Source organism: Paenibacillus dauci (assembly GCF_000971985.1).
Lineage (GTDB): Bacteria > Bacillota > Bacilli > Paenibacillales > Paenibacillaceae > Saccharibacillus > Saccharibacillus dauci.
In genome coordinates, this window is record NZ_LAQQ01000005.1 from 167,468 (window position 1) to 188,978 (window position 21,511).

Here is a 21,511-nt window from a genome sequence, read left to right on the forward strand (position 1 = left end):
CCCCTCATCATTCAATGATGTGAATAGAAAAAGGCTGTCTTTTCCAAGTTAGAAAAGACAGCCTCTTGTTATACAAGGAGTATATATCTCATTTGCAGAATACATTCTCATTCTGAACATCGTGAAACAAAAATAAACACGTATACCCGGTAACAATCAGGAATTCAATTCAGCCAACCTTGCACCAACACGCGCCACAGTGATCCCTTTGAGTGGTGAGCCTCCGGAAGTAAAGTTTACATAATAATTACCGGGCTCCCAAGGCGTTGTTTTATAAATAGACCAGCTGCTGCCGCCTCCGATACTAATAATACTGTCAGGAATCAGCTCACCGGTCGGTGAATCTTTGGAGAGAGAGATGGTCATACGCTGCTTTCCTTCATTTTTTACCCATATCTTCACAAATCCATAACCTTCCGGCACTTGAAAAGGCTGTGACATCTGAGTACCTGAAAAGCGTTCTACAAATATCGTTCTGGTAGATTGAGGTTGCGCATCAGACTTATCCTTTTTCAAAAGAGGGACAGACGTCTCATGTCGGAACATCATATCGTTTGTTCCTTCTCCTCTTCCAACAGGTGAAAGCAAAAGCTTCGGTTTTTCTTGCACAGGCTGGTCGGATACTACTGCAGATGCTACTGGTATTGGAGGTACGGAATGCTTCTCCACTTTAAAATATGATGTCAGAGACAAGATGAGTACGATAACTACGGCCAGCGTTATACCTGTGTAAATATACGCTTTTTTGTTCTTTTTTGGACTTTGGGGATTAGGTCTGGTAGTGGGTTTCTCCATAATTAATAATCCTACTTTCTATTTATTAATAAATTGTCTGATTTATGAATCTATGTAATGATCTAAGCTCCTTCCATTATATTTAACTAAATATTAGATACTTATGTATAATTTACATTTTATGATTACTTCATGTCAAACGGACTTCATATAGCAAATAACAGCACATTGGAAAACTCTTTTTGATCCTATTCCATTTTTTCGTGATCTCTTGCGACAATTAGACATAATTTAGAGGTGATTTACAGACATTCTCTTATCAAAAAAAGTCTTCCTTCTACTAGAGCACCCTATAATAATGCTATAATTTCCATAATATCCACAGCAGCGCTTTCAACGAGCCGCTTAACCCTTTATTGATCCAAAGGAGTGAACATCTTGATTATTGATATCCATCATGCCAGCTGGCGGCGCGAACAGAGTACAATTATTAATGATATTTCCTGGCAGGTGCAGCTGGGTGAGCACTGGTGTCTGCTTGGACTCAATGGCTCCGGCAAGACCACTCTGCTCAATATGATCAACGGCTACATATGGCCAACTACCGGTACCATCAGTGTACTCGGTGAGAAATTCGGCGAAGTGGATCTGCGTGAACATCGCAAGCGGATCGGCTGGGTCAGCACTTCTCTGCAGCAGCGGCTGCACGGACGCGATACGGCAGAGAATATTGTGTTGAGCGGTAAATTTGCCTCGATCGGCATCTATACCCAGATTGAGGATCATGATCGCGAACAGGCTTTGCAGCTGATGCAGCAGCTGGATGCCGAGCGGCTGGTCGGACGTACTTACGATACGTTATCCCAGGGAGAACGTCAGCGTATACTAATTGCCCGTGCATTGATGGCTTCACCAGATCTGCTAATTCTCGATGAGCCCTGCACGGGTCTGGATATTTTTGCGAGAGATCAGCTGCTTCAGCGGGTACAAAGTATCGCAACCGGACAAAATGCTCCTACCCTGCTATATGTTACGCATCATATCGAAGAGATCATGCCTTGCTTTAACAAAACGATGCTGCTGCGTGATGGTCAAATATTCGCTGCCGGCTCTACAGCGGATATGCTGGATTCACAGCGACTCAGCGAATTTTTCAATACCAGTGTCGAAGTACGTCCGGAACCGGGCGATCGGTACTCGATCCGTCTTACCGGTCCTTTCACCACCATGCCTGCAGAGGCAGCAGAATAACATCTATCGACTTCAATGTGAAGGGAGCACTTAATAAATATGATGAAATATCAGTATCTGGGACGCAGTGGTATGCAGGTGTCCCTGCTCGGACTGGGCACCAATTCCTTCGGCAAGCGTGCCGACAAAAAAACATCGATTCAAATTCTGCATGCTGCGATTGACAGCGGCATTAACTTTATCGATACTGCCAATATCTATGCAGGTACCGCTTCCGAGCGGATTATCGGCGAAGGGCTCAAAAACGGCAAACGGCATGAGGTGATTCTTGCCACCAAAGCGGGGCTGCCACGCGGAGATGAGCCGAATCAACGAGGCTCCTCACGCTACCATCTGCAGCGTGAACTGGAAGACAGTCTCAAACGCTTGCAGACCGACTATGTGGATCTGTACCAGATTCATACATTTGATCCCTATACGCCGCTCGACGAGACACTTCGTACACTCGAACATATGGTTCAGTCCGGCAAGGTACGCTATATCGGCGCTTCCAATTATGCAGCCTGGGAGCTCATGAAGGCGCTCGGAATCAGTGATCAGCTCAAGCTGGAGCGATTTGTATCGATCCAGACGTCCTACTCGCTGGCTGATCGTACACCGGAACAGGAACTAATGCCGCTTTGTCAGGATCAAGGCGTCGGGATTATCCCTTACTTCCCACTGGCTGGAGGAATACTGACCGGCAAATATTCGCAGGAAGACGAAGCGCCCGCAGGTTCGCGTGCGGACAAAGACCCTTCCTTTAATCGACTGTTGACCGGAGAGCGAATCGGACTTGCTGACGGTATCAGCTGGTGTGCCCGTTCGTTGTCCATCGATCCGGCTGTGCTATCCCTGGCCTGGCTGATGAGACAACCCGCCGTCTCCAGTATTATTGCCGGAGCCACATCGGTAGAACAGCTGAATAACAATTTGAACAGCATTGAACTGGTACTGAGCGATGATGTCATGGCAGAGCTGGAGCGTTTAAGCAAGCCTTTCCGCTACAGTGAGCCTTTTGCGACCTATCGTCTGTTATAAAATATTGCCCTTGAGGAGGCTCCACATCATATGGAATACATCCCGGATCGTTATTCAGCTGGAAATAACGGGTTCAGCTACCCATCATCCCAGATTATCTACCCTGCTCCACTACGCAAAGGAGACCGGATTGCGATTATCGCTCCGTCCAGCGGCGTTAATCCCCAATATCATCATCTGCTGCACCGGACACGTGATCAACTCGAACAAGCCGGATATGAAGTGATACTGGGCGAGAGCATATGGACCAATGACAAATGTGTCAGTCTTCCCAAAGCGAAGCGCGCTGCCGAACTGCAGCAATTCCTGTTGGATGAGCAGATACAGGCGATTATCCCGCCATGGGGTGGAGAGTTCCTGATGGAGCTGCTACCACTGCTGGATTGGGATCGTATTCGCCAGCTTCCACCCAAGTGGATTCTCGGTTTCTCCGATATCAGTACGCTGACTTTTGCTTATACGCTACAGACGGGTTATGCCTCGGCTCATGGTCCTGGCGCAGTTGATATATCAGGCACCAATGACCCGACAACTACAAAGTGGCAGGAAGTATTGACAGCGCTCGCCGGACAGACGATCGAGCAGCAGTCTTCCAGTCATTACCAGACTGTAAGTGATCCCAGTCGTGACGGATTAAATCTGGAGACGCCAACATACTGGCATATTCTGGGCAAGGAAGAAGAGTCTGATCTCTCTTTGGAGTTCTCCGGTCGACTGATAGGTGGTTGCATGGATGTGCTCACGATCCTGATCGGCACCGACTGGGCGCCAGTACCTTCATTTATTGAACAGTATGGAGCTACAGATGGTGTGATCTGGTATCTGGAAAGCTGTGAAATGAATGCAGGAGATATCTACCGTCACCTCTGGCAAATGAATCAGGCTGGCTGGTTCCGTCATGCCAGGGGCATACTGATCGGCAGACCTGCCGGATATTCTGCATTGGGTAATTTTGAACTGACTGACGCACTGCATCAGGTATTTGACGATCTGGAGATTCCGGTAGTTTATGGCGTAGATATCGGTCATATTCCTCCCCAGCTGACACTTGTCAATGGTGCTTCAGCCATTGTGAGCGTGAAGTCCGGACAGGGCAGCATTGTGCAGACACTGGATTAACCTGAAATGTTATGAAGTTTTGAATTCTTCGGCTTGGATATGGAGCAGCAGCCAGCGTTCATGACGCTGGCTGCTGCATTGTAATCGTCTGTTCGAACATACCAATAATCAACATGGCATTTCATTTCATAATCATTGGCATTGATGATACAATGAGCTGGTCGGCTTTTTTTACAGGACAGGAGGAGTTCCGTTTGCGTGCGATCTTATCATTTCTGACAGAAGTACGGGACTGGCCGCGGAATGTGCGGCTTTTTTTCTGGGCGAATCTGCTTTACCAGATAGGTAACGGCATGTTCAGTGTTCTCTATAATCTATACATACAGGGTCTGGGATACCCGGATGCAATGAATGGGCGCATTATTAGTATCCAATCACTTGCAACCGCTATCTTGTTTATTCCCGTCGGTCTGCTTGGGGATCGGTTCAGCCGCAAAAAACTGCTGGCACTGGGTGCTTTGTTAAGCGGAATTTTCTTTATCGGGCGCTCTTTTGCCATGCAAAATGATGCTCTGCTGATATTGGCCGTCTGTTCGGGAATTTTTGCAGCGATTTTTCAGGTAATGGCGATCCCTTTTCTCGCAGAAAATGTATCCCGTTCCCAGAGACTGCGCATGTTCAGCTTCTATTCTTCACTCGTGCTGGCTGCGCAGGTTATCGGCAATACCGGTGGCGGGATACTTGCAGATACGCTTCATTCGGCGGGATTGAGCTATGTATCCAGTCTGCAGCTGGTACTCGTAACAGGCAGTGTAGCGACCCTGCTGGCTTTTATACCGATGATCTTTGTCATGGAAAAGTCGGGAGAATCGCAGAAAGTGAAGCCTGTTCATCCAGCAGTCTCTGCCGACAAACAATCGGCAGCAGATCATACTCCCCCTAGCGATAAAGATAATAACGCTGGAGCTGCTGACGCGTCTTCTCCGGCACCGCTCGTTTCTGTGGCTGCTGATGTACCGGCTTCCACCACGCCAACTGTTGCAATCTCTACCGCACCAACATCTATAACGGCTCCAGCTACTTCGGATTCAGCAGCTACTCTTCAGCAATCTTCTGCGATTCCTGCCAAAGGTGTATCTCATTCTGCAAAGCAGGAACGTTCTTCCGATATGAAGTTTATCAGCCGCTTCATGCTGGCACAACTGCTGACCGGATTGGGCTCCGGACTGGTCGTTCCTTATTTGAATTTGTATTTTACCAATCGATTTGATGTCTCTCTGACCTCTATGAGTATATTGATCTCACTCGGTCAGTTGATGACGATCATCTCCATGCTGCTCGGTCCGGCGCTGGCTGCTCGGATCGGCACCGTACGCGCTGTAGTCGCTTTCCAGATGCTGTCGCTTCCGTTTCTGCTGCTGACCGGATTTACCAACGTACTGCTCGTTGCCTCCATTAGCTTCCTGTTCCGGCAGGCTTTGATGAACGCAGCCAATCCATTGCAATCGTCGATCATGGTGGATCGTGTCTCCGACAAGCGGCGCAGCATCGCCAACTCGCTGATGCAGACGGTATTCATGCTAGGCTGGGCGACGATGGGGCCGGTACAATCGTATCTGGTCACCAGCTATGGAACATATTGGGGGTATGCGATCACCTTTAGCATTACCGGTGTATTGTATGTAGCTTCTTCGATGCTGTATTACTTTATGTTCCGAAAACCACCTGCTCCGAAATTGGCAGAAGCTGCTGCATAACCTCCATAACAATGCGGATGTATGACGAAATAAAAGTTCTTTTCAGCTATCAGAAGAAGGTCACATAACAGTATTTCTATGTATTTCAGCAATCCTCTACGATTATCTAAAAATCCATAAACATATCTATAAAATGGTAAACCCCTATTTTTCTCTTCGCCTAGGCAGCTATGAGAAAAATAGGGGTCTTATTATTGCCATAGTCCGGCAGCTATCTGCGATAACGAATCCGCTGAATCCCACGCCACAGCATATAACCGATCCATGCACCCAGCGTATTGAGCCAAATATCATCTACATCAAATGTGCCCCGCCGGGACAGCATCTGAATCACTTCCACTACAAAAATACAGCATACAAATCCTATAAGAAAATGCCGAACCTCGACAGGCCAAATCCATGGAATCAGCAATCCAAAAGGCATGAATACGCCTATATTGCCGAGCAGGTTAATCAGCATATCCAGCGGACTGCCTACTTTTAATAATGCAAAATCGATAATAGTTTGAAAAGGAACCCAGTTATACCGATAAGGCGCTTCCGGATGATAGCTGCGTCCAAATCCGAAAAACATCCAGTACAGCAGCAGCAGAGTATAACCGGTCAGCAGCACTATTTTCCAAAAGACAGGTATACCCTCGGAAAGCCATTTTCTTTTTGGTTCGACGTAATCTTGTTTTGTTCTCAATATACTATCCTTTCTCGTCTTACTGCTCTGTGTACCGAATCCTATGATGCAGTGGGGAAATATATGGCTTGCCCTCTTGTTCTGCAAGCAGCAATTCCAATAGATTCGATGGCACCAAAAAGGCAGATGCCATGTTCTGGATCTCCTGAAGAGATTTCCAGACAGCAGTGTAGGTCTGCTCTCCTTCGGTTCCGATAATCCGGGATTGCTCATAGAGTGACTCATCTGCCATTTCAGCGGTATAGATAAAACATAATTCATTTGCTTTGATAGAATTATCTCCAGAGGCTACTCTGATATCATTATCCCCAGCTGCCTCATGACTCTGCTCGGCAGCTTCATGAATCGGCACTTCGTAATGATTTTCAATAATATAAAGGAGCTATGGATCTATCAGATCAGCTCCGATCTCTTCTCTTACTTCCCGAATCACGGTCTGAAGGCTGGACTCTCCCGGCTCCATCGTTCCTCCTACAGGACGGTACATGATTCGTCCACTGCTTGCCAGCTGAGTTTCCTGAAGCAAGTAATATCCATCCCGCTGGATCAGACACAGACAGGTAGTTCGTATTCCCACGGTGCATCCCCTCCCAATCCAGTTCACTGTTATGCTGGCCTTGACCATCCATTAGACCAGCATGCTCAGATCCTGCCAGCCCAGTGTCACTTCCTTATGCAATGTACCGCCTACTTTGATCGTTCGCTCGGCCAGTGGCTCTGCTCCTAGATGACGATAGAATTGAATTGCCGGATTTTCTTTTAACGCTTCGACCATAGCCGACTGATAGCCATCCCTTTGTAAACAGGCCGCCATTCGCCGAAGCAGCTCACGGCCATAACCTTGTCCCTGTGCAGATTGCAGTAAATACAAGGCATAGAACTCGGCATCGTACCGGGGATGATTCACTGTCTGCCGACTCGCTCCCGCGCTCACAAATCCGACAATAGTCTCTTCCTGCTCCAGCACGAGTACATAACGATCTTCTTCAGCTGCATTGAGGTTGGCTGCCCAGGCTTCCTGCCGCTGCGTTATAGACAGGTTACGCAGAAATAATGGCGCCATGATACCCGCATATGTGGTCTGCCAGCTGCGGACATGTACATTGGCAATTCCGGCTGCGTCATCCTGACGTGCCTGACGAATCGAAGCTTTGTTATCTCTGGTATCATCGTTCATCCGGGACTCCGCTTTGCTGATGCCAGCAGTAATATCCCATTCGGTAAAAGTCAGCCAGATCGCTGCGTCCACTACGCTGGAAACGATCGACAGCTTCTTCAATTTCGACCACATCGACTCGGGCGACCTGCTCTCCATCTGGTGGATTGAGCGGTGCGCCACCCAACTTTACCTGACCATATCCGGCAAGACGAATAAAACGTGGATGTGAAATATATGGACGATAAGGATGCTCTGCAGAAGATCGGCAATCAAAATATCCAAATACACGGTAATCCAGCAGAGTTCCGCCCATTTCCTCTTCTACTTCACGCTGCAGCGCATCCAGATAAGGCTCATCTTTTTCCAGCGTTCCTCCCGGCAGTTCCCAGCGTCCGTCTGTCAGCTGAATCATGACAAATTGATCTCCAACCATCGGTACAATAGAGACATTGCTGATGAGTGCTGAATCCAGTCTTACCACATCACTCCATACCTGAAAGCGAGCTGTAACTGGCCCCCAGTGAATATCGGTGGATAATGCAGGAAGAGTACGCAGATACTGACGGCTTTGTACAGTCATTCGGGCTGCAATCAGCCATGGATGCAGTACAGGGATACGGTTCTTCTCTCCCCAAACGTACGCTAGATACACCTGTACGGCTTCTTCCAGTGAATAGTGTACCGCTTCCCTCATACGATCAATATAAGGCGCGGCATCGCTTGCTTGCCAGGACAGCTTGTCTGCGACAAACAGCAGCTGATCCATCGGCTCCATATCTTCTTTGAGTGTAGTATGGCAGCGGATTGCACTGTGCAATTCGGGTGCATGCAGGCCAAATACAATCTCGGCGATCCGGCTGGACAGCTGCTGATGCAGCAAATGCGGAACCTGCCGTTCTTCCGGTAAAATAGCAATACCATAATGGGCAGCCAGCACCAACTTGTGCTGATCCGGAATGACAGTGGATATATCATGCAGCCAGCCGCACAGACAAGCAATGTGGGAATCCAGCTGATAATGCTCGGCCAGCTGCACAGCCTGCTCTGCTACTTTACGACAGTGTGTCCAGGTATCTGGCTCTTCATTATGCGAGAAAAATCGTTCAAGATATTCTGTCAGATTTTCCCCTTCTGCCGGAAGCGGGAAATAGATATCCAGCTCTGCGGGAATATGAATTTGTTGAAGTGTACCGTCTTGCTTCTCGTAGCCCATAGTCCACCTTCTCTCTATACTTCTATATAATATACCCAGTTATTCCTCAGCTTTGGATAGCTCTAAGTTTAAAATAGCCTCTGACCACCATATCTGCAAGTTTAAGAGAGGGAATTAGAACAATACCCAATAAACAGTCTACACAGCAAACAACCTGTCGTCGAACTTATCCGAATCTTCGGGTTCAGTGACAGGTTGTTTGTAACATCATATAGTATCAAAAATGAAATATGATGAGATACAGAGAGCAGAACAATCAGGCTCTTGCTACTACCTATTTACCAGTACTTGGTGAAGTGAATCTTGCTGTCAGACCAGTTGGTAACCAAAACTGAATCTGTCCCGATTCATCCAAGTACATTAAATTACAGTTTGCTATCGTCGATGCTGTTGAGCCAGTTCTCGATATCACCAATTACAGATGCTACACAGCCATCCTCGAAAGGCGAGATCAGTCCTGCTACTTCTACCAGCCCGGTAAAGGACTTGCTACCGCCCTGACGGCACAGGTTTACATAGTCGGCCCATGCAGCTGGTTGATCTTCATTCATTCGCTTCCAGAACTGGAACGCACAGATTTGTGCCAGCGTGTAATCGATATAGTAGAATGGCGCTTCATAGATATGACCCTGCTTTTGCCAGTAGCCACCGCTTTGCAGATAGAGATTGTCGCTCTGATCCCAGAATGGCAAGTATTTCTCTTCGACCGCTTTCCAAGCATCTTTACGCTCGGCCGGAGTCAGTTCCGGATTGTTATAAATCATATGCTGGAACTCATCGACTGCTACGCCATAAGGAATAAACAGCAGTCCACCGGACAGATGATCGAATTTGTACTTGTCGGTATCTTCCTGGAAGAACAGTTCCATCCACGGCCATGTAAAGAACTCCATGCTCATGGAATGAATCTCTGCGGCTTCATAAGTCGGCCAGATATATTCCGGCACTTCAAAGTGACGGCTCTGATACACCTGGAACGCGTGACCCATTTCATGGGTCAGTACATCAATATCGCCCGATGTTCCGTTAAAGTTCGCAAAAATAAACGGGCTCTGGTAATCATTCAGGAAAGTACAGTATCCTCCGCCCATCTTGCCTTTTTTGCTGAGCAGATCCATCAGTTCATTATCCTGCAGGAATTTGTAGAATTGATCAATTTCCGGAGACAGCTCGGAGTACATTTTAGCACCATTATTGATAATAAAGTCGGCATCGCCCTTGGGTGTCGGGTTGCCAGTCGGGAAGCTGTAACTTTGGTCAAAATAGGACAGGCGATCTACACCGAGACGGGCACGCTGACGATCTTTGAGGCGCGATGCTGCTGGTACGATATACTCCTGTACTTGCTTGCGGAATGCTTCGACCTGCTCGGGACCATAATCGGTACGTCCCATACGTGCATACGCCAGCTCGGTAAAGCTGTTATATCCCAGTTTGCGGGCAATCGTCGTACGGACTTTGACCAGTTCATCATAGATGCGATCCAGCTCTTCGCTGTTCTCCGCCATAAATCCATAACGCGCTTCGCCTGCACGCTGACGCATATCGCGATCTTTGGACTGCTCGAATGGAGTCAGCTGGGTCAGCGTACGCTCTTCGCCTTCGAACATGATTTTGGCAGAAGCAATCAGCTGACTGTATGCTGTAGTCAGTTTATTTTCCTGCTGAAGATCTGCAATGATGTCGGGATGGAATGTTTTCAGTGTCAGTTCGGCAGAAGCGAACAGCTGATGTCCCCATTTGGTCTCCAGTTCGCTGCGGAAGCTGGAATTCACCAGTGCTTTGTAATAACTGTCTATGTATTCCTGGAATACCGGTCCAATCTCATCCATATACTCTTGTTCAGTCTTGTAAAACTCATCATTGGTGTTAATGGAATGACGTACCGAGACGAGCTGTGCCTGTGTGGAGAAACTGTTGAACATTTTGTTGATCTGTGCCATCGCCTGATCCTGCTCTTCAAAGCTGGATGCCTGATTAAACTGCTCCAACAACTGATCAAAATCCTTTTTCAAAACATCCAGATCCGGACGTTCATATTTAAATTCGCTAAATTTCATAAATGTGCACCTCTCTATCGATAGTCTCGGAATCCCCGGCTACGTCTATGTTACTAAATTTCACAACAGATGAATAGATTTTTTATCCAATGGTTGAATAAATATTGTGATTGGCTGCCTGAATCCTGAGTATAAAAGCATCGAGAGAGATCATAAGCTGCAGAGCAACCTGTTCTACTGACATTTGTATACAGATTGCTTTTTATCACACCATTAACTATACAGCAGATTCACATAGCCACAGATAACGTGTGAAATGGCCTTTGCGAATATGACAGACTTCATGGATCTGCATACCTGCTGCACGAATAGAGGAATCAATGGCTTCGGTAGAAATAATAAGCACTCTTCCCGCCAGTCGGGCAGCAGATACCAGCATATCCAGACGCTCCTGTTCATTCAGTACCGAGCATAGATTATACGGCAGATCGAGTATCAGCGCGTCATAACGACCCTTTAGCTCCCGCAGATCTGCCAGCCGGACAATATCAGGCATATCATAAAAAGCCAGATTCTCTCTCGCTCCCTGCACCGCCAGCGGATTAAGATCATATCCTGTCACTGTAATGCCCATGGATAAAGCTTCGATTAATACGGTACCGATGCCGCAGCATGGATCAATCAGTGAAGCAGCCGGATCAGGTACCGCAATATTTACCGCTGCCCGGGCGACGCGGGTACTGAGAGCAGTGGAATAATGACGCGGCTTGTCATTGTGATGCAGCCAGACGGGTTCGGAGGAATAACAAGACCCGGCAACCCAGCGACCACCTGCATATGCCATTCCGATCAGCTGCTGCGGCTGCTTCATCTGCGCTTTGCCGACAATATGCATACCGATTCGGCGTTCCAGCTGCCTTTTCTCCTCATAGGTAAAGGTCTGTGCTGCATCCAGACAGATCAGCTTGAATGTCTGATCATTCGTATCCAGCTGCTTCACGATCTGCTCCAGCTGTTCCAGATTGGCTGCCTCGCACTGGATGTCCAGCCGATAATGAATAAACGGGCTGCGCTCCGGGGGGATAGCCCTATTACTCTCTACATAAAGAGGTTCGGGTTGCTGTTCCAGCAAACAGCGGAGCTCCAAAGTGCAAAGCTCCTCTTCATCTTCATGGCAGGCATAGGTATATATATAACCTGACGGCTCCTCACCAAAGGTTGGCTCGCCAGTAAATTCACGATTGGAATAGCTCATAGAATCTGTATTTGATTGCGGTTGTAACAACGATGTTCCTCTTTTCCCGACCTGTAGGTCTATATTGATGTCTAGTCTATGTTGGTGACCGGCTTATGTTGGTGTCTGGTCCAAATGAGTCTGTGGATGATTACCAGCTGTATCCTTTATTTGCTGATCGATTATCCAATACCTATCGCCATCCAAAAATGTCTCTATGATCAGTTCTTCGCCTGCGGTCTTATAATATAGTACATTCCGGCAAAGATCAGCATAATTCCGCTCCACTGCCATCCATTCGGTCGAAAGCCGGTCAGCAGCACATCGAGTAGAATCGCAACGGCCGGATCGACAAACACGAGTGCCGAGATGATCCGGGTTGGCAAATAACGTACACTGTTATAAAACAGTAAATATACGATACCGGTATGAACAACTCCGGTAATAATGGAATAGGTCCAGTTCATTCCGTCCAGCCCTGTATAGGAAGTCCACGATACGAACGGCAGTAGCAAAATCATACTGAGCAGCATTTGAATAAAGGTAGTCGCATATACACTTAGTGTACGAATACTTTTGCCAAGCAGCATGGTAGCCGCATAGAAAAAAGCAGCAATCATCGCGTAAATCGCACCAGTTAGCTGAAATCCTCCGCTGCTTTGACCAACTCCTACAATTAACAAGGTACCGGCAAAACAAAGCAGGATCGCTCCTAATCCCAGCCATGTCATCTTCTCGCGAAAAATGATGCTGCCAAGAATCATGGCAATCACCGGAGCCAGATGATACAGTGAGATCGCCACCGTTACCGAAGTCAGCTCAAAGGACTTGAATAGAAACACCCAGTTGAGCAGCAGCGTAGCCCCGCAGAGCAGCACCATTATCACTTCCCGACGCTCCCATACTTCTGTACGATACATGCCACTGAACCACCAGACACAACCGATCAGAATCACGGCACAGACGCACCGGATAAATACCAGCTCTATGGCTGACAGCCCTGACAATCCCGAGAAAAAGCCGACCGAGCCAAAAATAGCCATCGACAGAATCAGCTGGATCAGGGCACTTTTATGTAATGTCATTATGATGTAGTCTCCGATTTATAGATTGGCGGATACCGCCTGTACAATAATATGGTGCTGCTCCAGCTGCTCTCGCAGTTCTCTGGCAAAGGTTACGGCATGAACTCCATCACCGTGCAGACAAATGGTATCTGCCTCAATAGGAACGATCGTCCCTGTAGCCGACATCACTTGCTGCTCCATAACCATCTGCAGTACCTGCCTGACAGCCAGCTGCGAATCGGTGATCAGTGCCCCATCAGCAGAACGCAGCGTAAGTGTACCATCCGGTTGATAGGTCCGGTCGGCAAATACTTCATTCGCTACCTGCATACCTATCCGCTGACCAGCTGCAATCAATTCGCTTCCAGCTAGTCCATACAGAATCAACCGCGAATCTATAGCGTAGACGGCATGCGCAATCGCATCAGCGAGTGCCGGGGAGACCGCTGCCATATTGTAGAGCGCACCATGTGGTTTGACATGATGCAGCTGACTGCCCTCTTGGTGGACAAATGCCTGCAGCGCGCCTATCTGGTACGTGACCATATCGTATACTTCATCCGGACTTACCTCCATGTTGCGACGGCCAAATCCCATGCGGTCAGGCAGACCTGGATGGGCACCGATTTTCACACCATGGGCTATCGCCTGACGTACCGCTGAACGCATTACTGAAGGATCGCCGGCATGGAATCCACACGCAATATTGGCAGAGGTAATACTTCCATACATGAGTTCATCTGCTCCCAGAGTATACACGCCGTAACTCTCGCCCATATCACAATTCAAATCCACCTGGCGCATGTTCTCTCCTCCTGTTTTATCATGAATGAAGATCTTTTAACTTTTGCTCAATCATTCTCCGCAGTACGCGTAACTCTCGTACCCATGTTCCATACCATTGCTGGGCTTCCCCAATCGATACCATCTCAAAACGAACATAATCGCCCGGTGCAAGCTGTGCCATGACCGGAAGATCCAACGAAATGACCTGCGCTATTTTGGCATAACCGCCCAGTGTCTGGCGGTCCGCCATCAGTATAATGGGTTGCCCATCTGCCGGAACCTGGATTGTACCGTGAGCGACAGCTTCCGAGAGATAGTCCCGGGCAGATTTTAGTTCAAGTACGCTGCCGGACAATCGGTACCCCATACGGTCCGATTGCGGTGTGACCCTGTAATTCTCTTCGAGCAGAGATTGCTGACTTGCAGTCGAGAAATCTCCCCACTCCCGACCGGGAATAATCCGGATGACCGGCTTGCCTGTCTGTGACGGCAGTAACAGCGAACTTACCTGCCAGGACACCGTATGCAGAGAAATCATACGGTCCGGCTCAATGGATAATTTCGGCGGCATCAACTGTCCTGATGAGGTAGATAAGATATCTCCTTCGCGCAGTGCTCTGCCATTTTGGCCACCAATTCCTGCCCGCAGATAAGTACTGGCGCTGCCCATAACAGATGGAACCTGCCATCCACCAGCAACTGCCAGATAGGCACGACAGCCGGACTCTACCTTTTTAAAAGACAAACGGCTTCCCTTGCGTACATATACGGGTCGCCACATCGGCAGTAGCTGTCCATTCACTACCGGAGTCAGCTGTCCACCGGTTACCGCAATCCAGCAATCGGCTGTGAATTCCACAGCAAACCCCGATAAAGTTATTTCCAGTGTCGGTTCTTGTCCGGTATTACCGACGAGCCAGTTGGCGATCATATGCGCCGGGCGATCCATCGCACCTGTTATACTGACTCCATCTTTGCCATATCCTGTTCGTCCCGTATCCTGAATCGTCGTTAGTAATCCCGGCTTCTCTACGATAATACTCATCGGCGTCCTCCCTCCTCATCTGCTTGGGATCGTACGTTAGAAGCCTGCTGTCCTAACCGAATATACTCTTCTGCTGGAATTGGGAAGAAACGTACCTTATTTCCACTCTGCAGCAGTGCAGGAGGTGCTTGCTTCGGATCAAATAATCGTACAGGTGCGCGGCCGATCAGTTGCCAGCCGCCCGGTGTATCCAGTGGATAAATACCTGTCTGTTCACCGGCAATACCTACCGATCCGGCAGGAATAGTCAGTCTTGGAGTCTGTTTGCGTGGTGCAGCAATCTGCGGAGACATACCGCCCATATATGGGAATCCGGGAGCAAATCCAATCGCATATACCGTATAATCGCCGCTCGCATGAATCTGAATTACCTGATCCGTGGTCAATCCATTACGATCTGCTACCAGCTGCAGATCCGGTCCATATTCACCGCCATAGCAGACCGGAATATCTACTACTCTGGTCTGCTGTTTCTTTTCCTGTGTCAATGCCATTAGCAGCCGCTGTTCGATCAGCTGACAGACTGTCTCATATATACCAGTATTGCCAGAACGGTTTATTAATGATAGAACTGCCAGATCGTAATACACTGCCAGCGTTGTATAAGAAGGAATGCATTCGATCCAGCCGGGAAAAGGGTCCTGTTCGATCTGATGTGCAGCAGTCTGAATTCTGCCAAGTATATCGCCGTGAATCTCCTGACCGAATTCGATTAGTACAGCTGAATCACCGAGCGGGTGTATCGTCCATTCCATCGCACTCATCCCTTCCGTCCGAAGCTGAATATGGTACACTTTATAAGACATTTTATCGATTAGTATCCAGCCTGTCGAGCAAGTCGCAGATATATGGAGATCAGAGACTCCGTTATCCATCCTATATACAAGTTCCTGATAAAGCTTAATGACATGGTCATATCTTTCTGTATTAGTCTTATGCAAGAATATCTTAAACATCTTTAGTTCCAAAATAATAAATAACTTCAACTATAATCAAATTATTCTTCAAGGTGGTGCAAATCCATGATCTATCAAATCAGTTATATGTCTGACAATTATCAGGTAAAAGGTTATTTGGCGCTGCCTTATGGCGTAATAGCCTCTACTGAACAACTCACCGATTGGCTAAATTCTTTTTACAAGACTTCCACTCTGGAGGTCCTACCAATTGCGTGTCCTTTGCATCCTGCGACTAAACCGATCGTAGAGGGACAATATCCGGTATTTGTCTACTGTCGGGGTGGTATTGGCCGGGTAGGCAGTGTTCGGATGGATTGGCTGGAGCGGTTTGCCCAGCATGGTCATATTGTATTCGCTCCCTGTTACCGCGGAGCCGAAGGCGGCGAAGGGCGTGATGAGTTTGGCGGAGGCGATGTAGAGGATGTACTGTCCGGTATTCGCTGGCTGAATCAGCTTCCCTTTGTGGATGAGCAGCGGATATCGATCATGGGATTCTCCCGCGGATCGGTCAATGCAGCCCAGGCAGCGGTACGATCCACCGAACCGCCTTTGAGCCGGCTGATTCTATGGGGCGGCGTATCCGATCTTGCCCGCACCTATGAGGAACGAATCGATCTGCGTAGGATGCTCAAGCGGGTAATTGGGGGATCAACCGGCAAATATCCCGAGCGATACGAAGCGCGCTCACCGGTTGCTCTGGCAGAGCAGATTCACTGTCCGGTGTTAGTTATTCATGGACGGCAGGATCTGCAGGTAGACTACAGCCATGCCGAGAATATGATTCAGCGGCTGCAGGAACTGGATAAAGAGTACGATGTACAAATTTACGAAGATTACGGTCATCATATGCCGGAAGATGTGCACAAACAGGCAATAACAGCGATGTTCGACTGGATACAGCAGAAGTGAGAGTAGATAGACCAAGCAGCAAGCTTGACTACAGGATCATACTCGATAATATACTTTCAGAGATTGTACATTGCCCTGTATGCCCTTGCCCATGATGTATTATCACTTCATTTCCACCTGTAAGTTGTTTTCATCTGAATATTCTGCTGCCATGTATACTACTTCCATAATCGTATAATTTGGATATACAAAAAAGCTGCCGGAACGCCTACGGCAGCTTTTTCATATTTGATTTTCTTGTTAGGATTTCCAGTTCATTTACAATAGTAGAGCTTACTACATTGCAATCCAAATCAGTACCAGTTAATTTGCAGCTCCTATCATAGCAACCTAGCGTACTGCGTTTACAGTATTCACTGCTATATTCAAACTACAGTTGCCGGTACCCGGCTGCTGCTACCTGTCTTGGTGAACATGCTGCGGGCGATCCAGACACCAGCGGCTCCCGCTTGAGCCAGTCCGCGTGTTACCCCTGCACCATCTCCGCCGCAGTACAGTCCATCGATCTCGGTCTCCAGATTCTCATCCAGCTTGGGACGTGCAGAATAGAATTTGGCTTCCACTCCATAGAAAAGAGTATGTTCCGAGGCAATACCCGGTGTTACTCCTTCCAGCGCCTGTACCATTTCGATCAGACTTTTCATTGTATTATAGGGAAGCACCAGCCCCAGATCACCCGGTACAGCTTCCTTCAGCGTTGGTTCGAGGAATCCTTCCTTGATACGATCTGCTGTAGAGCGACGTCCACGCAGAATATCGCCGAACTTCTGCACGATGACACCTCCACTGGACAAATCATTCGCACGACGGCAGATCTCACGGGCATATTCATTGGGCTTATCGAACGGTTCAGTAAATTTGTGTGATACGAGCAGGGCAAAGTTGGTATTGCGGGAACCGAGGGCTGGATCTTTGAAAGAATGACCATTGGCTGCCATAACCCCGCTATGATTTTCGACAACTACATGACCGGATGGATTGCTGCAGAATGTCCGCACCCGTGTACCGACCGAGGTGTTATAGATAAATTTACCTTCATACAAATGCTTGTTAATCTCCTGCATCACCACATCCGAGGTTTCCACCCGTACTCCTACGTCCACCTGGTTATTGTACATTTTCAGGCGGCGCTTTTTGAGAATTTCGGTGAGCCATGCAGAACCGTCACGTCCCGGAGCGATCATCACATTGGCTGATTCGTAGGTCTCGCCTTTTTTGGTGACAATACCGGTGATCCGGTGCTTGCCTTCTTCCTTGATTGTCAGAATATCCTCCACTTCCGCTTTGTAGACCATATCAATACGTGTATTCAGATATTCATAAATAGACTTCAGAATCTCCAGATTCTGCTCGGTACCAAGATGACGTACCTGTGCACGCAGCAGCTTCAATCCCGAAGCGTAACCACGCTGTTCAATATCACGGATAACGTCTGTCGTCGGGTCGGTGATCGATTCGGTGGCACCATGCTCCAGATTAATAGAATCTACATACCGGATCAGATCTTCCACTTTGGATGGGGAGAGATAATCAGTCAACCAGCCACCAAACTCTGTCGTGATATTAAATTTGCCATCGCTGTACGCTCCTGCTCCTCCAAACCCGGCAGTTACCGAACAAGCGGGGAGACATCCGGCAAAATCCTTTTTACCTGCCGGCGGAGGACAAAACTGGATTTTCTCCTGCATAATCGGACAGTTACGGCGATAAATATCATGACCTTTATCAATCAAAAGGACTTTCCAGTCCGGGGCAATCCGTGTCAGTTCATAACAAGCAAAGATTCCTGCGGGTCCTGCACCTACTACGATACAATCATATGTTGTCGTCATAATATCCTCCTGATGAGCTGTTATCGGATCATCCACGCCAAGTCTGTTCCATGGATTATACGGCTTGATCCTTGCAGATTGATTAATAAGTAAAATATGTCTTTGTATTACATGTCCAGTATGTTCATCCAGATCCGGCTGTCTTAAACGCACAAAAAAATCCCCGGCTTGCGAACAGGTATGCCAAAGCATCCTATTCGTAGCCAGGAATTTGCGGTTCCTTGTAGAGACCCCCAAACCTTATTTCCGGGGATATACGAATAATAAATATAATTCAACTTTTAATGTACGTTTATAAAGTAAAAACTACTGTATTACCAAGCAGTTTCGCTGGTCTACAGTGGTATATTACCGAAAAATACACGTATGGTCAAGTGGTTATTTTATTTATTGTTCGTATTTTATGCATGACAAAGCAACTAAAAGAGATTTATTTTCTTTTTAAAGGAATTTATACGAACATTCCCCCCACACTCCTGCGAAATCATTTTTTTAAAGTAATATAGAATAAAACGAATAATGTTTTAATCTAATCGATTTAGAAAAGGTTGTATAACATCCTCCACGCACAAATCCAATCATGATCTATGCCCTATCCATCTTTAACCGGTATGAAATTTCTCCTTGATTCGAACTAGATCATCGATCGGATCATGAATCGGAAAATACTCAATACCTACATAACCGTCATAATCCATCTGCTTGATTGCGTCGAATACATAATCATAATTCAGCTCGCTAATAAATAGCTCATGACGTCCCGGTGCTCCTGCACCCTGAATATGGCCGACATGACGAATATTATTTTGCAGGCGCGGCAGTACATTGCCTTCCATCACCTGCACATGGTACATATCGTAGCAGACTTTGACCAGCGGATGATTTACTTCCGTTACAATATCGAATGCCTCCTGAGAGGTATTAAGATAATAACCACTAAGCTCTTTGTCTGTTATCGTATTGAGCGGCTCAATACATGTAGTGACGCCAAATTCCTCCAGCGCCGGAATAGCGGCTTGGAGCCCATCGATCAGGCTCTGCTGCATCTCCTCCCGGCTCATGCCTTCTTTGACAAAGCCAACCGTATGAACCATTCGTGAACAATTCAAGGAACATGCTGCTTCGGCAGAGCGGCGAATACTCTCTACCGCGTCTTCACGTTTATCCGGTTCCAGCATGGTAGCCAGCTTGACGACGATCGAAGCCACTTCCATCCCCAGCTCCTGACGCAACCGGTTAATCGCTTGCAAATCTTTGTCTTCCCATGACCAGAATTCAATAATATTTAGATCATGAGCATGTAATACCTGCATCACATCCAGAATATCCCTGCCTTCAAAAAGCGTCTCTGTGTTATAAGAGATTCTCATGGTATGCACCTCATTCCAGAAAATAAATTCCAAAATATGTATACACCAAAAAAGCGTCTGCTAACCGGATATCTTCCTGTGAAATGTGGAAGTATTCAGCAGCTGACGCCTGTAGAGGTATGAAGTATTACACACCTTTTGGATCATCATCAATAATCGGGCTCTGCAACCCATCGATTCGACTACGTTGATCCTTATTCATTTTACTTTTTATATAATCGATTTGGGTATGTACCAAAGATGAGTTGATCGTCATAAAATTGGAATGCCGCAATCGGCTGTGGACGCTGCTGATGTTCCTGAATATCCGCATAGATAGCAACTGCCACTTTTGCACATTCCTGCACCGTACAGTCTGCGTAGACACCAAAATATTTTTGCATAATCCAGTACAGTTGTTCTCCGAGTTCATCGGATGAGTGAACATGTGGCAGTACTTTGATAATATGCTCGATTTCGATGCTGTATTCGTCAGGAAGACACCATTCCCGCAGATTCATCGGATTCCACCGCATCATATGCAGCGCAACGATCTGGTAATTCATTTCACGCACTTGCCTGTTGTGTCCATCATTCATTCATTCTCCTCCTTATCCGTCCGGTGCTTCCGGACCCGCTCTTGTCTATGTGTATGAGCTTTTGTATTTGAAAATGAAGTTGTTGGATGATAACACTGTACAGAAGAGCTTTTAGAGCCAGTCTCGGCACAGCTAACTAAAGTATGGATGATCCTCTGCCTACTGTAAATGCGGTAAAAGACCCACAATTTTGCCTGTTCATGCATTTTCATATGCTGCAGCGATTATGAATTCGTCAGGCAGGGTAATTGATTATTTATAGAGATGTCCCTGCACAGATACCTGCCTATTAAAGGTAGAGCTCATCGTGCCGGAAAATCCCGGTTCATGGATTTTCTATTATTCACAAATGCTCCAAATCGTTTATAAGCGAAGTTGTTTCTGCTTATTACTCATCAAACCAACTCACAAACCAGTAAAGGATGGATACCCATGACAGAAACGAATGATATTCAAACCCTCAAGGATTGGTTGAACAAACAAAAGGATAATACAATTATTATTGAGAAAAAAGAGCTGGATGATACCGATATTGTCCATTTTACCCTGTCGGATATTGACGAAAGAAATGAAGACAATGAAATCGACGATTACCTGGAAAGTGCTCTGCTGCTGCGCGGCGAAGGAGTAACCCAGAATGCCGACGGCGAAGAAGTACAGGTACCTCGTGATACCTATGAGATCATTACCCATGATCTGCGTATTGATGAAATCAGCGATTCGCGTGTACAACTGAACACCGAGCGTGCTGTTTATACATTAAGTACAAAATAAAGCAAACCAGGACAGGCAGGGCGATAAGCTCTGCCTGTTTTTTGTGCATGTGTTCAGAATGTTGGGAAAGCTCCT

21 protein-coding genes and 1 riboswitch are annotated in these 21,511 nt (G+C 47.2%); of the genes, 6 read left to right on the forward strand and 15 right to left on the reverse strand.

All coding sequences use genetic code 11. The features are described from left to right. Window positions 1-156: 156 nt before the first annotated feature. Window positions 157-795 (reverse strand): hypothetical protein, encoded by a 639-nt coding sequence (locus tag WH46_RS24145; RefSeq protein ID WP_156172309.1) that lies wholly within the window; start codon window positions 793-795, stop codon window positions 157-159. Window positions 796-1,173: 378 nt separating this feature from the next. Between WH46_RS24145 and WH46_RS18510 the strand changes: the two genes are divergently transcribed. The 4 genes from WH46_RS18510 to WH46_RS18525 all read left to right on the forward strand — a co-directional run bounded on the left by WH46_RS18510 (window position 1,174) and on the right by WH46_RS18525 (window position 5,822). Further along, complete coding sequence (locus WH46_RS18510) at window positions 1,174-1,986, forward strand: ABC transporter ATP-binding protein (protein WP_156172310.1); 813 nt, start codon at window positions 1,174-1,176, stop codon at window positions 1,984-1,986. Between the two features lie 42 nt (window positions 1,987-2,028). Next, window positions 2,029-3,006: an aldo/keto reductase gene (locus tag WH46_RS18515; protein WP_046228108.1), complete on the forward strand. Its 978-nt coding sequence runs from the start codon at window positions 2,029-2,031 to the stop codon at window positions 3,004-3,006. 30 nt (window positions 3,007-3,036) lie between these two features. After that, on the forward strand, window positions 3,037-4,125 hold the full coding sequence (locus tag WH46_RS18520; protein WP_046227866.1) for a S66 family peptidase: 1,089 nt from the start codon (window positions 3,037-3,039) through the stop codon (window positions 4,123-4,125). A gap of 194 nt (window positions 4,126-4,319) precedes the next feature. Further along, window positions 4,320-5,822: an MFS transporter gene (locus WH46_RS18525; RefSeq protein WP_046227867.1), complete on the forward strand. Its 1,503-nt coding sequence runs from the start codon at window positions 4,320-4,322 to the stop codon at window positions 5,820-5,822. 211 nt (window positions 5,823-6,033) lie between these two features. On the opposite strand, the gene WH46_RS23910 is transcribed toward WH46_RS18525, so the two are convergent. From WH46_RS23910 to pxpB, 11 genes are all read right to left on the reverse strand, one after another. Continuing rightward, window positions 6,034-6,510 carry a VanZ family protein gene (locus WH46_RS23910; protein WP_231584381.1) on the reverse strand — a complete coding sequence of 159 codons (477 nt, stop codon included), beginning with the start codon at window positions 6,508-6,510 and terminating at the stop codon, window positions 6,034-6,036. A 19-nt stretch (window positions 6,511-6,529) separates the two neighbouring features. Continuing rightward, window positions 6,530-6,862 carry an NUDIX hydrolase gene (locus tag WH46_RS24445; RefSeq protein WP_046227868.1) on the reverse strand — a complete coding sequence of 111 codons (333 nt, stop codon included), beginning with the start codon at window positions 6,860-6,862 and terminating at the stop codon, window positions 6,530-6,532. Between the two features lie 30 nt (window positions 6,863-6,892). Next, window positions 6,893-7,087 (reverse strand): NUDIX domain-containing protein, encoded by a 195-nt coding sequence (locus WH46_RS18540; RefSeq protein WP_046227869.1) that lies wholly within the window; start codon window positions 7,085-7,087, stop codon window positions 6,893-6,895. A gap of 51 nt (window positions 7,088-7,138) precedes the next feature. After that, window positions 7,139-7,687 carry a GNAT family N-acetyltransferase gene (locus WH46_RS18545; protein WP_046227870.1) on the reverse strand — a complete coding sequence of 183 codons (549 nt, stop codon included), beginning with the start codon at window positions 7,685-7,687 and terminating at the stop codon, window positions 7,139-7,141. Further along, window positions 7,677-8,882, reverse strand: coding sequence for a bis(5'-nucleosyl)-tetraphosphatase (symmetrical) YqeK (gene yqeK, locus WH46_RS23915; protein ID WP_082208456.1), 1,206 nt, complete (start codon window positions 8,880-8,882; stop codon window positions 7,677-7,679). Before yqeK ends, WH46_RS18545 begins: the two co-directional genes overlap by 11 nt. Before the next feature lie 365 nt (window positions 8,883-9,247). Then, complete coding sequence (locus WH46_RS18560; protein WP_017813202.1) at window positions 9,248-10,942, reverse strand: M3 family oligoendopeptidase; 1,695 nt, start codon at window positions 10,940-10,942, stop codon at window positions 9,248-9,250. Between the two features lie 217 nt (window positions 10,943-11,159). After that, the gene (locus WH46_RS18565) at window positions 11,160-12,137 is read right to left on the reverse strand and encodes a TRM11 family SAM-dependent methyltransferase (protein WP_046228112.1); all 978 of its coding nucleotides are present in this window, start codon (window positions 12,135-12,137) and stop codon (window positions 11,160-11,162) included. 200 nt (window positions 12,138-12,337) lie between these two features. Further along, window positions 12,338-13,201 (reverse strand): DMT family transporter, encoded by an 864-nt coding sequence (locus WH46_RS18570; protein ID WP_046227871.1) that lies wholly within the window; start codon window positions 13,199-13,201, stop codon window positions 12,338-12,340. Between the two features lie 18 nt (window positions 13,202-13,219). Continuing rightward, window positions 13,220-13,987, reverse strand: coding sequence for a LamB/YcsF family protein (locus WH46_RS18575; protein WP_046227872.1), 768 nt, complete (start codon window positions 13,985-13,987; stop codon window positions 13,220-13,222). A gap of 19 nt (window positions 13,988-14,006) precedes the next feature. Then, the gene (locus tag WH46_RS18580) at window positions 14,007-15,014 is read right to left on the reverse strand and encodes a 5-oxoprolinase subunit C family protein (RefSeq protein ID WP_046227873.1); all 1,008 of its coding nucleotides are present in this window, start codon (window positions 15,012-15,014) and stop codon (window positions 14,007-14,009) included. Beyond that, the gene (gene pxpB / locus WH46_RS18585) at window positions 15,011-15,769 is read right to left on the reverse strand and encodes a 5-oxoprolinase subunit PxpB (RefSeq protein WP_052714313.1); all 759 of its coding nucleotides are present in this window, start codon (window positions 15,767-15,769) and stop codon (window positions 15,011-15,013) included. The genes WH46_RS18580 and pxpB overlap by 4 nt, the downstream gene beginning before the upstream one ends. Window positions 15,770-16,036: 267 nt before the next feature. Here pxpB and WH46_RS18590 point away from each other — a divergent pair, with 267 nt between their 5' ends. Beyond that, the gene (locus tag WH46_RS18590; protein WP_046227874.1) at window positions 16,037-16,882 is read left to right on the forward strand and encodes an alpha/beta hydrolase family protein; all 846 of its coding nucleotides are present in this window, start codon (window positions 16,037-16,039) and stop codon (window positions 16,880-16,882) included. Window positions 16,883-17,247: 365 nt separating this feature from the next. On the opposite strand, the gene WH46_RS18595 is transcribed toward WH46_RS18590, so the two are convergent. The 3 genes from WH46_RS18595 to WH46_RS18605 form a co-directional block, all read right to left on the reverse strand. Then, complete coding sequence (locus tag WH46_RS18595; protein ID WP_017813195.1) at window positions 17,248-18,714, reverse strand: NAD(P)/FAD-dependent oxidoreductase; 1,467 nt, start codon at window positions 18,712-18,714, stop codon at window positions 17,248-17,250. A gap of 180 nt (window positions 18,715-18,894) precedes the next feature. Beyond that, window positions 18,895-18,994, reverse strand: a riboswitch (purine riboswitch). A 322-nt stretch (window positions 18,995-19,316) separates the two neighbouring features. After that, window positions 19,317-20,084, reverse strand: a complete 768-nt coding sequence (locus WH46_RS18600; protein ID WP_046227875.1) for a TIM barrel protein — start codon at window positions 20,082-20,084, stop codon at window positions 19,317-19,319. Window positions 20,085-20,287: 203 nt separating this feature from the next. After that, window positions 20,288-20,662, reverse strand: coding sequence for a hypothetical protein (locus WH46_RS18605; RefSeq protein WP_046227876.1), 375 nt, complete (start codon window positions 20,660-20,662; stop codon window positions 20,288-20,290). A gap of 432 nt (window positions 20,663-21,094) precedes the next feature. Here WH46_RS18605 and WH46_RS18610 point away from each other — a divergent pair, with 432 nt between their 5' ends. Next, window positions 21,095-21,436: a protein YmzB gene (locus WH46_RS18610; RefSeq protein ID WP_046227877.1), complete on the forward strand. Its 342-nt coding sequence runs from the start codon at window positions 21,095-21,097 to the stop codon at window positions 21,434-21,436. Window positions 21,437-21,511 lie beyond the last annotated feature (75 nt).

Excerpts from the sequence above, each read along its gene's own strand:
- WH46_RS18595 (WP_017813195.1), bottom strand. The coding sequence starts at position 18,714 with ATGACGACAACATATGATTGTATCGTAGTAGGTGCAGGACCCGCAGGA.
- WH46_RS18575 (WP_046227872.1), bottom strand. The coding sequence starts at position 13,987 with ATGCGCCAGGTGGATTTGAATTGTGATATGGGCGAGAGTTACGGCGTG.
- WH46_RS18565 (WP_046228112.1), bottom strand. The coding sequence starts at position 12,137 with ATGAGCTATTCCAATCGTGAATTTACTGGCGAGCCAACCTTTGGTGAG.
- WH46_RS18515 (WP_046228108.1), top strand. The coding sequence starts at position 2,029 with ATGAAATATCAGTATCTGGGACGCAGTGGTATGCAGGTGTCCCTGCTC.
- WH46_RS18600 (WP_046227875.1), bottom strand. The coding sequence starts at position 20,084 with ATGAGAATCTCTTATAACACAGAGACGCTTTTTGAAGGCAGGGATATT.
- WH46_RS18580 (WP_046227873.1), bottom strand. The coding sequence starts at position 15,014 with ATGAGTATTATCGTAGAGAAGCCGGGATTACTAACGACGATTCAGGAT.
- WH46_RS18610 (WP_046227877.1), top strand. The coding sequence starts at position 21,095 with ATGACAGAAACGAATGATATTCAAACCCTCAAGGATTGGTTGAACAAA.
- WH46_RS18590 (WP_046227874.1), top strand. The coding sequence starts at position 16,037 with ATGATCTATCAAATCAGTTATATGTCTGACAATTATCAGGTAAAAGGT.
- WH46_RS18520 (WP_046227866.1), top strand. The coding sequence starts at position 3,037 with ATGGAATACATCCCGGATCGTTATTCAGCTGGAAATAACGGGTTCAGC.
- WH46_RS18570 (WP_046227871.1), bottom strand. The coding sequence starts at position 13,201 with ATGACATTACATAAAAGTGCCCTGATCCAGCTGATTCTGTCGATGGCT.
- WH46_RS18545 (WP_046227870.1), bottom strand. The coding sequence starts at position 7,687 with ATGAACGATGATACCAGAGATAACAAAGCTTCGATTCGTCAGGCACGT.
- pxpB (WP_052714313.1), bottom strand. The coding sequence starts at position 15,769 with ATGGAATGGACGATACACCCGCTCGGTGATTCAGCTGTACTAATCGAA.
- yqeK (WP_082208456.1), bottom strand. The coding sequence starts at position 8,882 with ATGGGCTACGAGAAGCAAGACGGTACACTTCAACAAATTCATATTCCC.
- WH46_RS18605 (WP_046227876.1), bottom strand. The coding sequence starts at position 20,662 with ATGAATGATGGACACAACAGGCAAGTGCGTGAAATGAATTACCAGATC.
- WH46_RS24145 (WP_156172309.1), bottom strand. The coding sequence starts at position 795 with ATGGAGAAACCCACTACCAGACCTAATCCCCAAAGTCCAAAAAAGAAC.
- WH46_RS18560 (WP_017813202.1), bottom strand. The coding sequence starts at position 10,942 with ATGAAATTTAGCGAATTTAAATATGAACGTCCGGATCTGGATGTTTTG.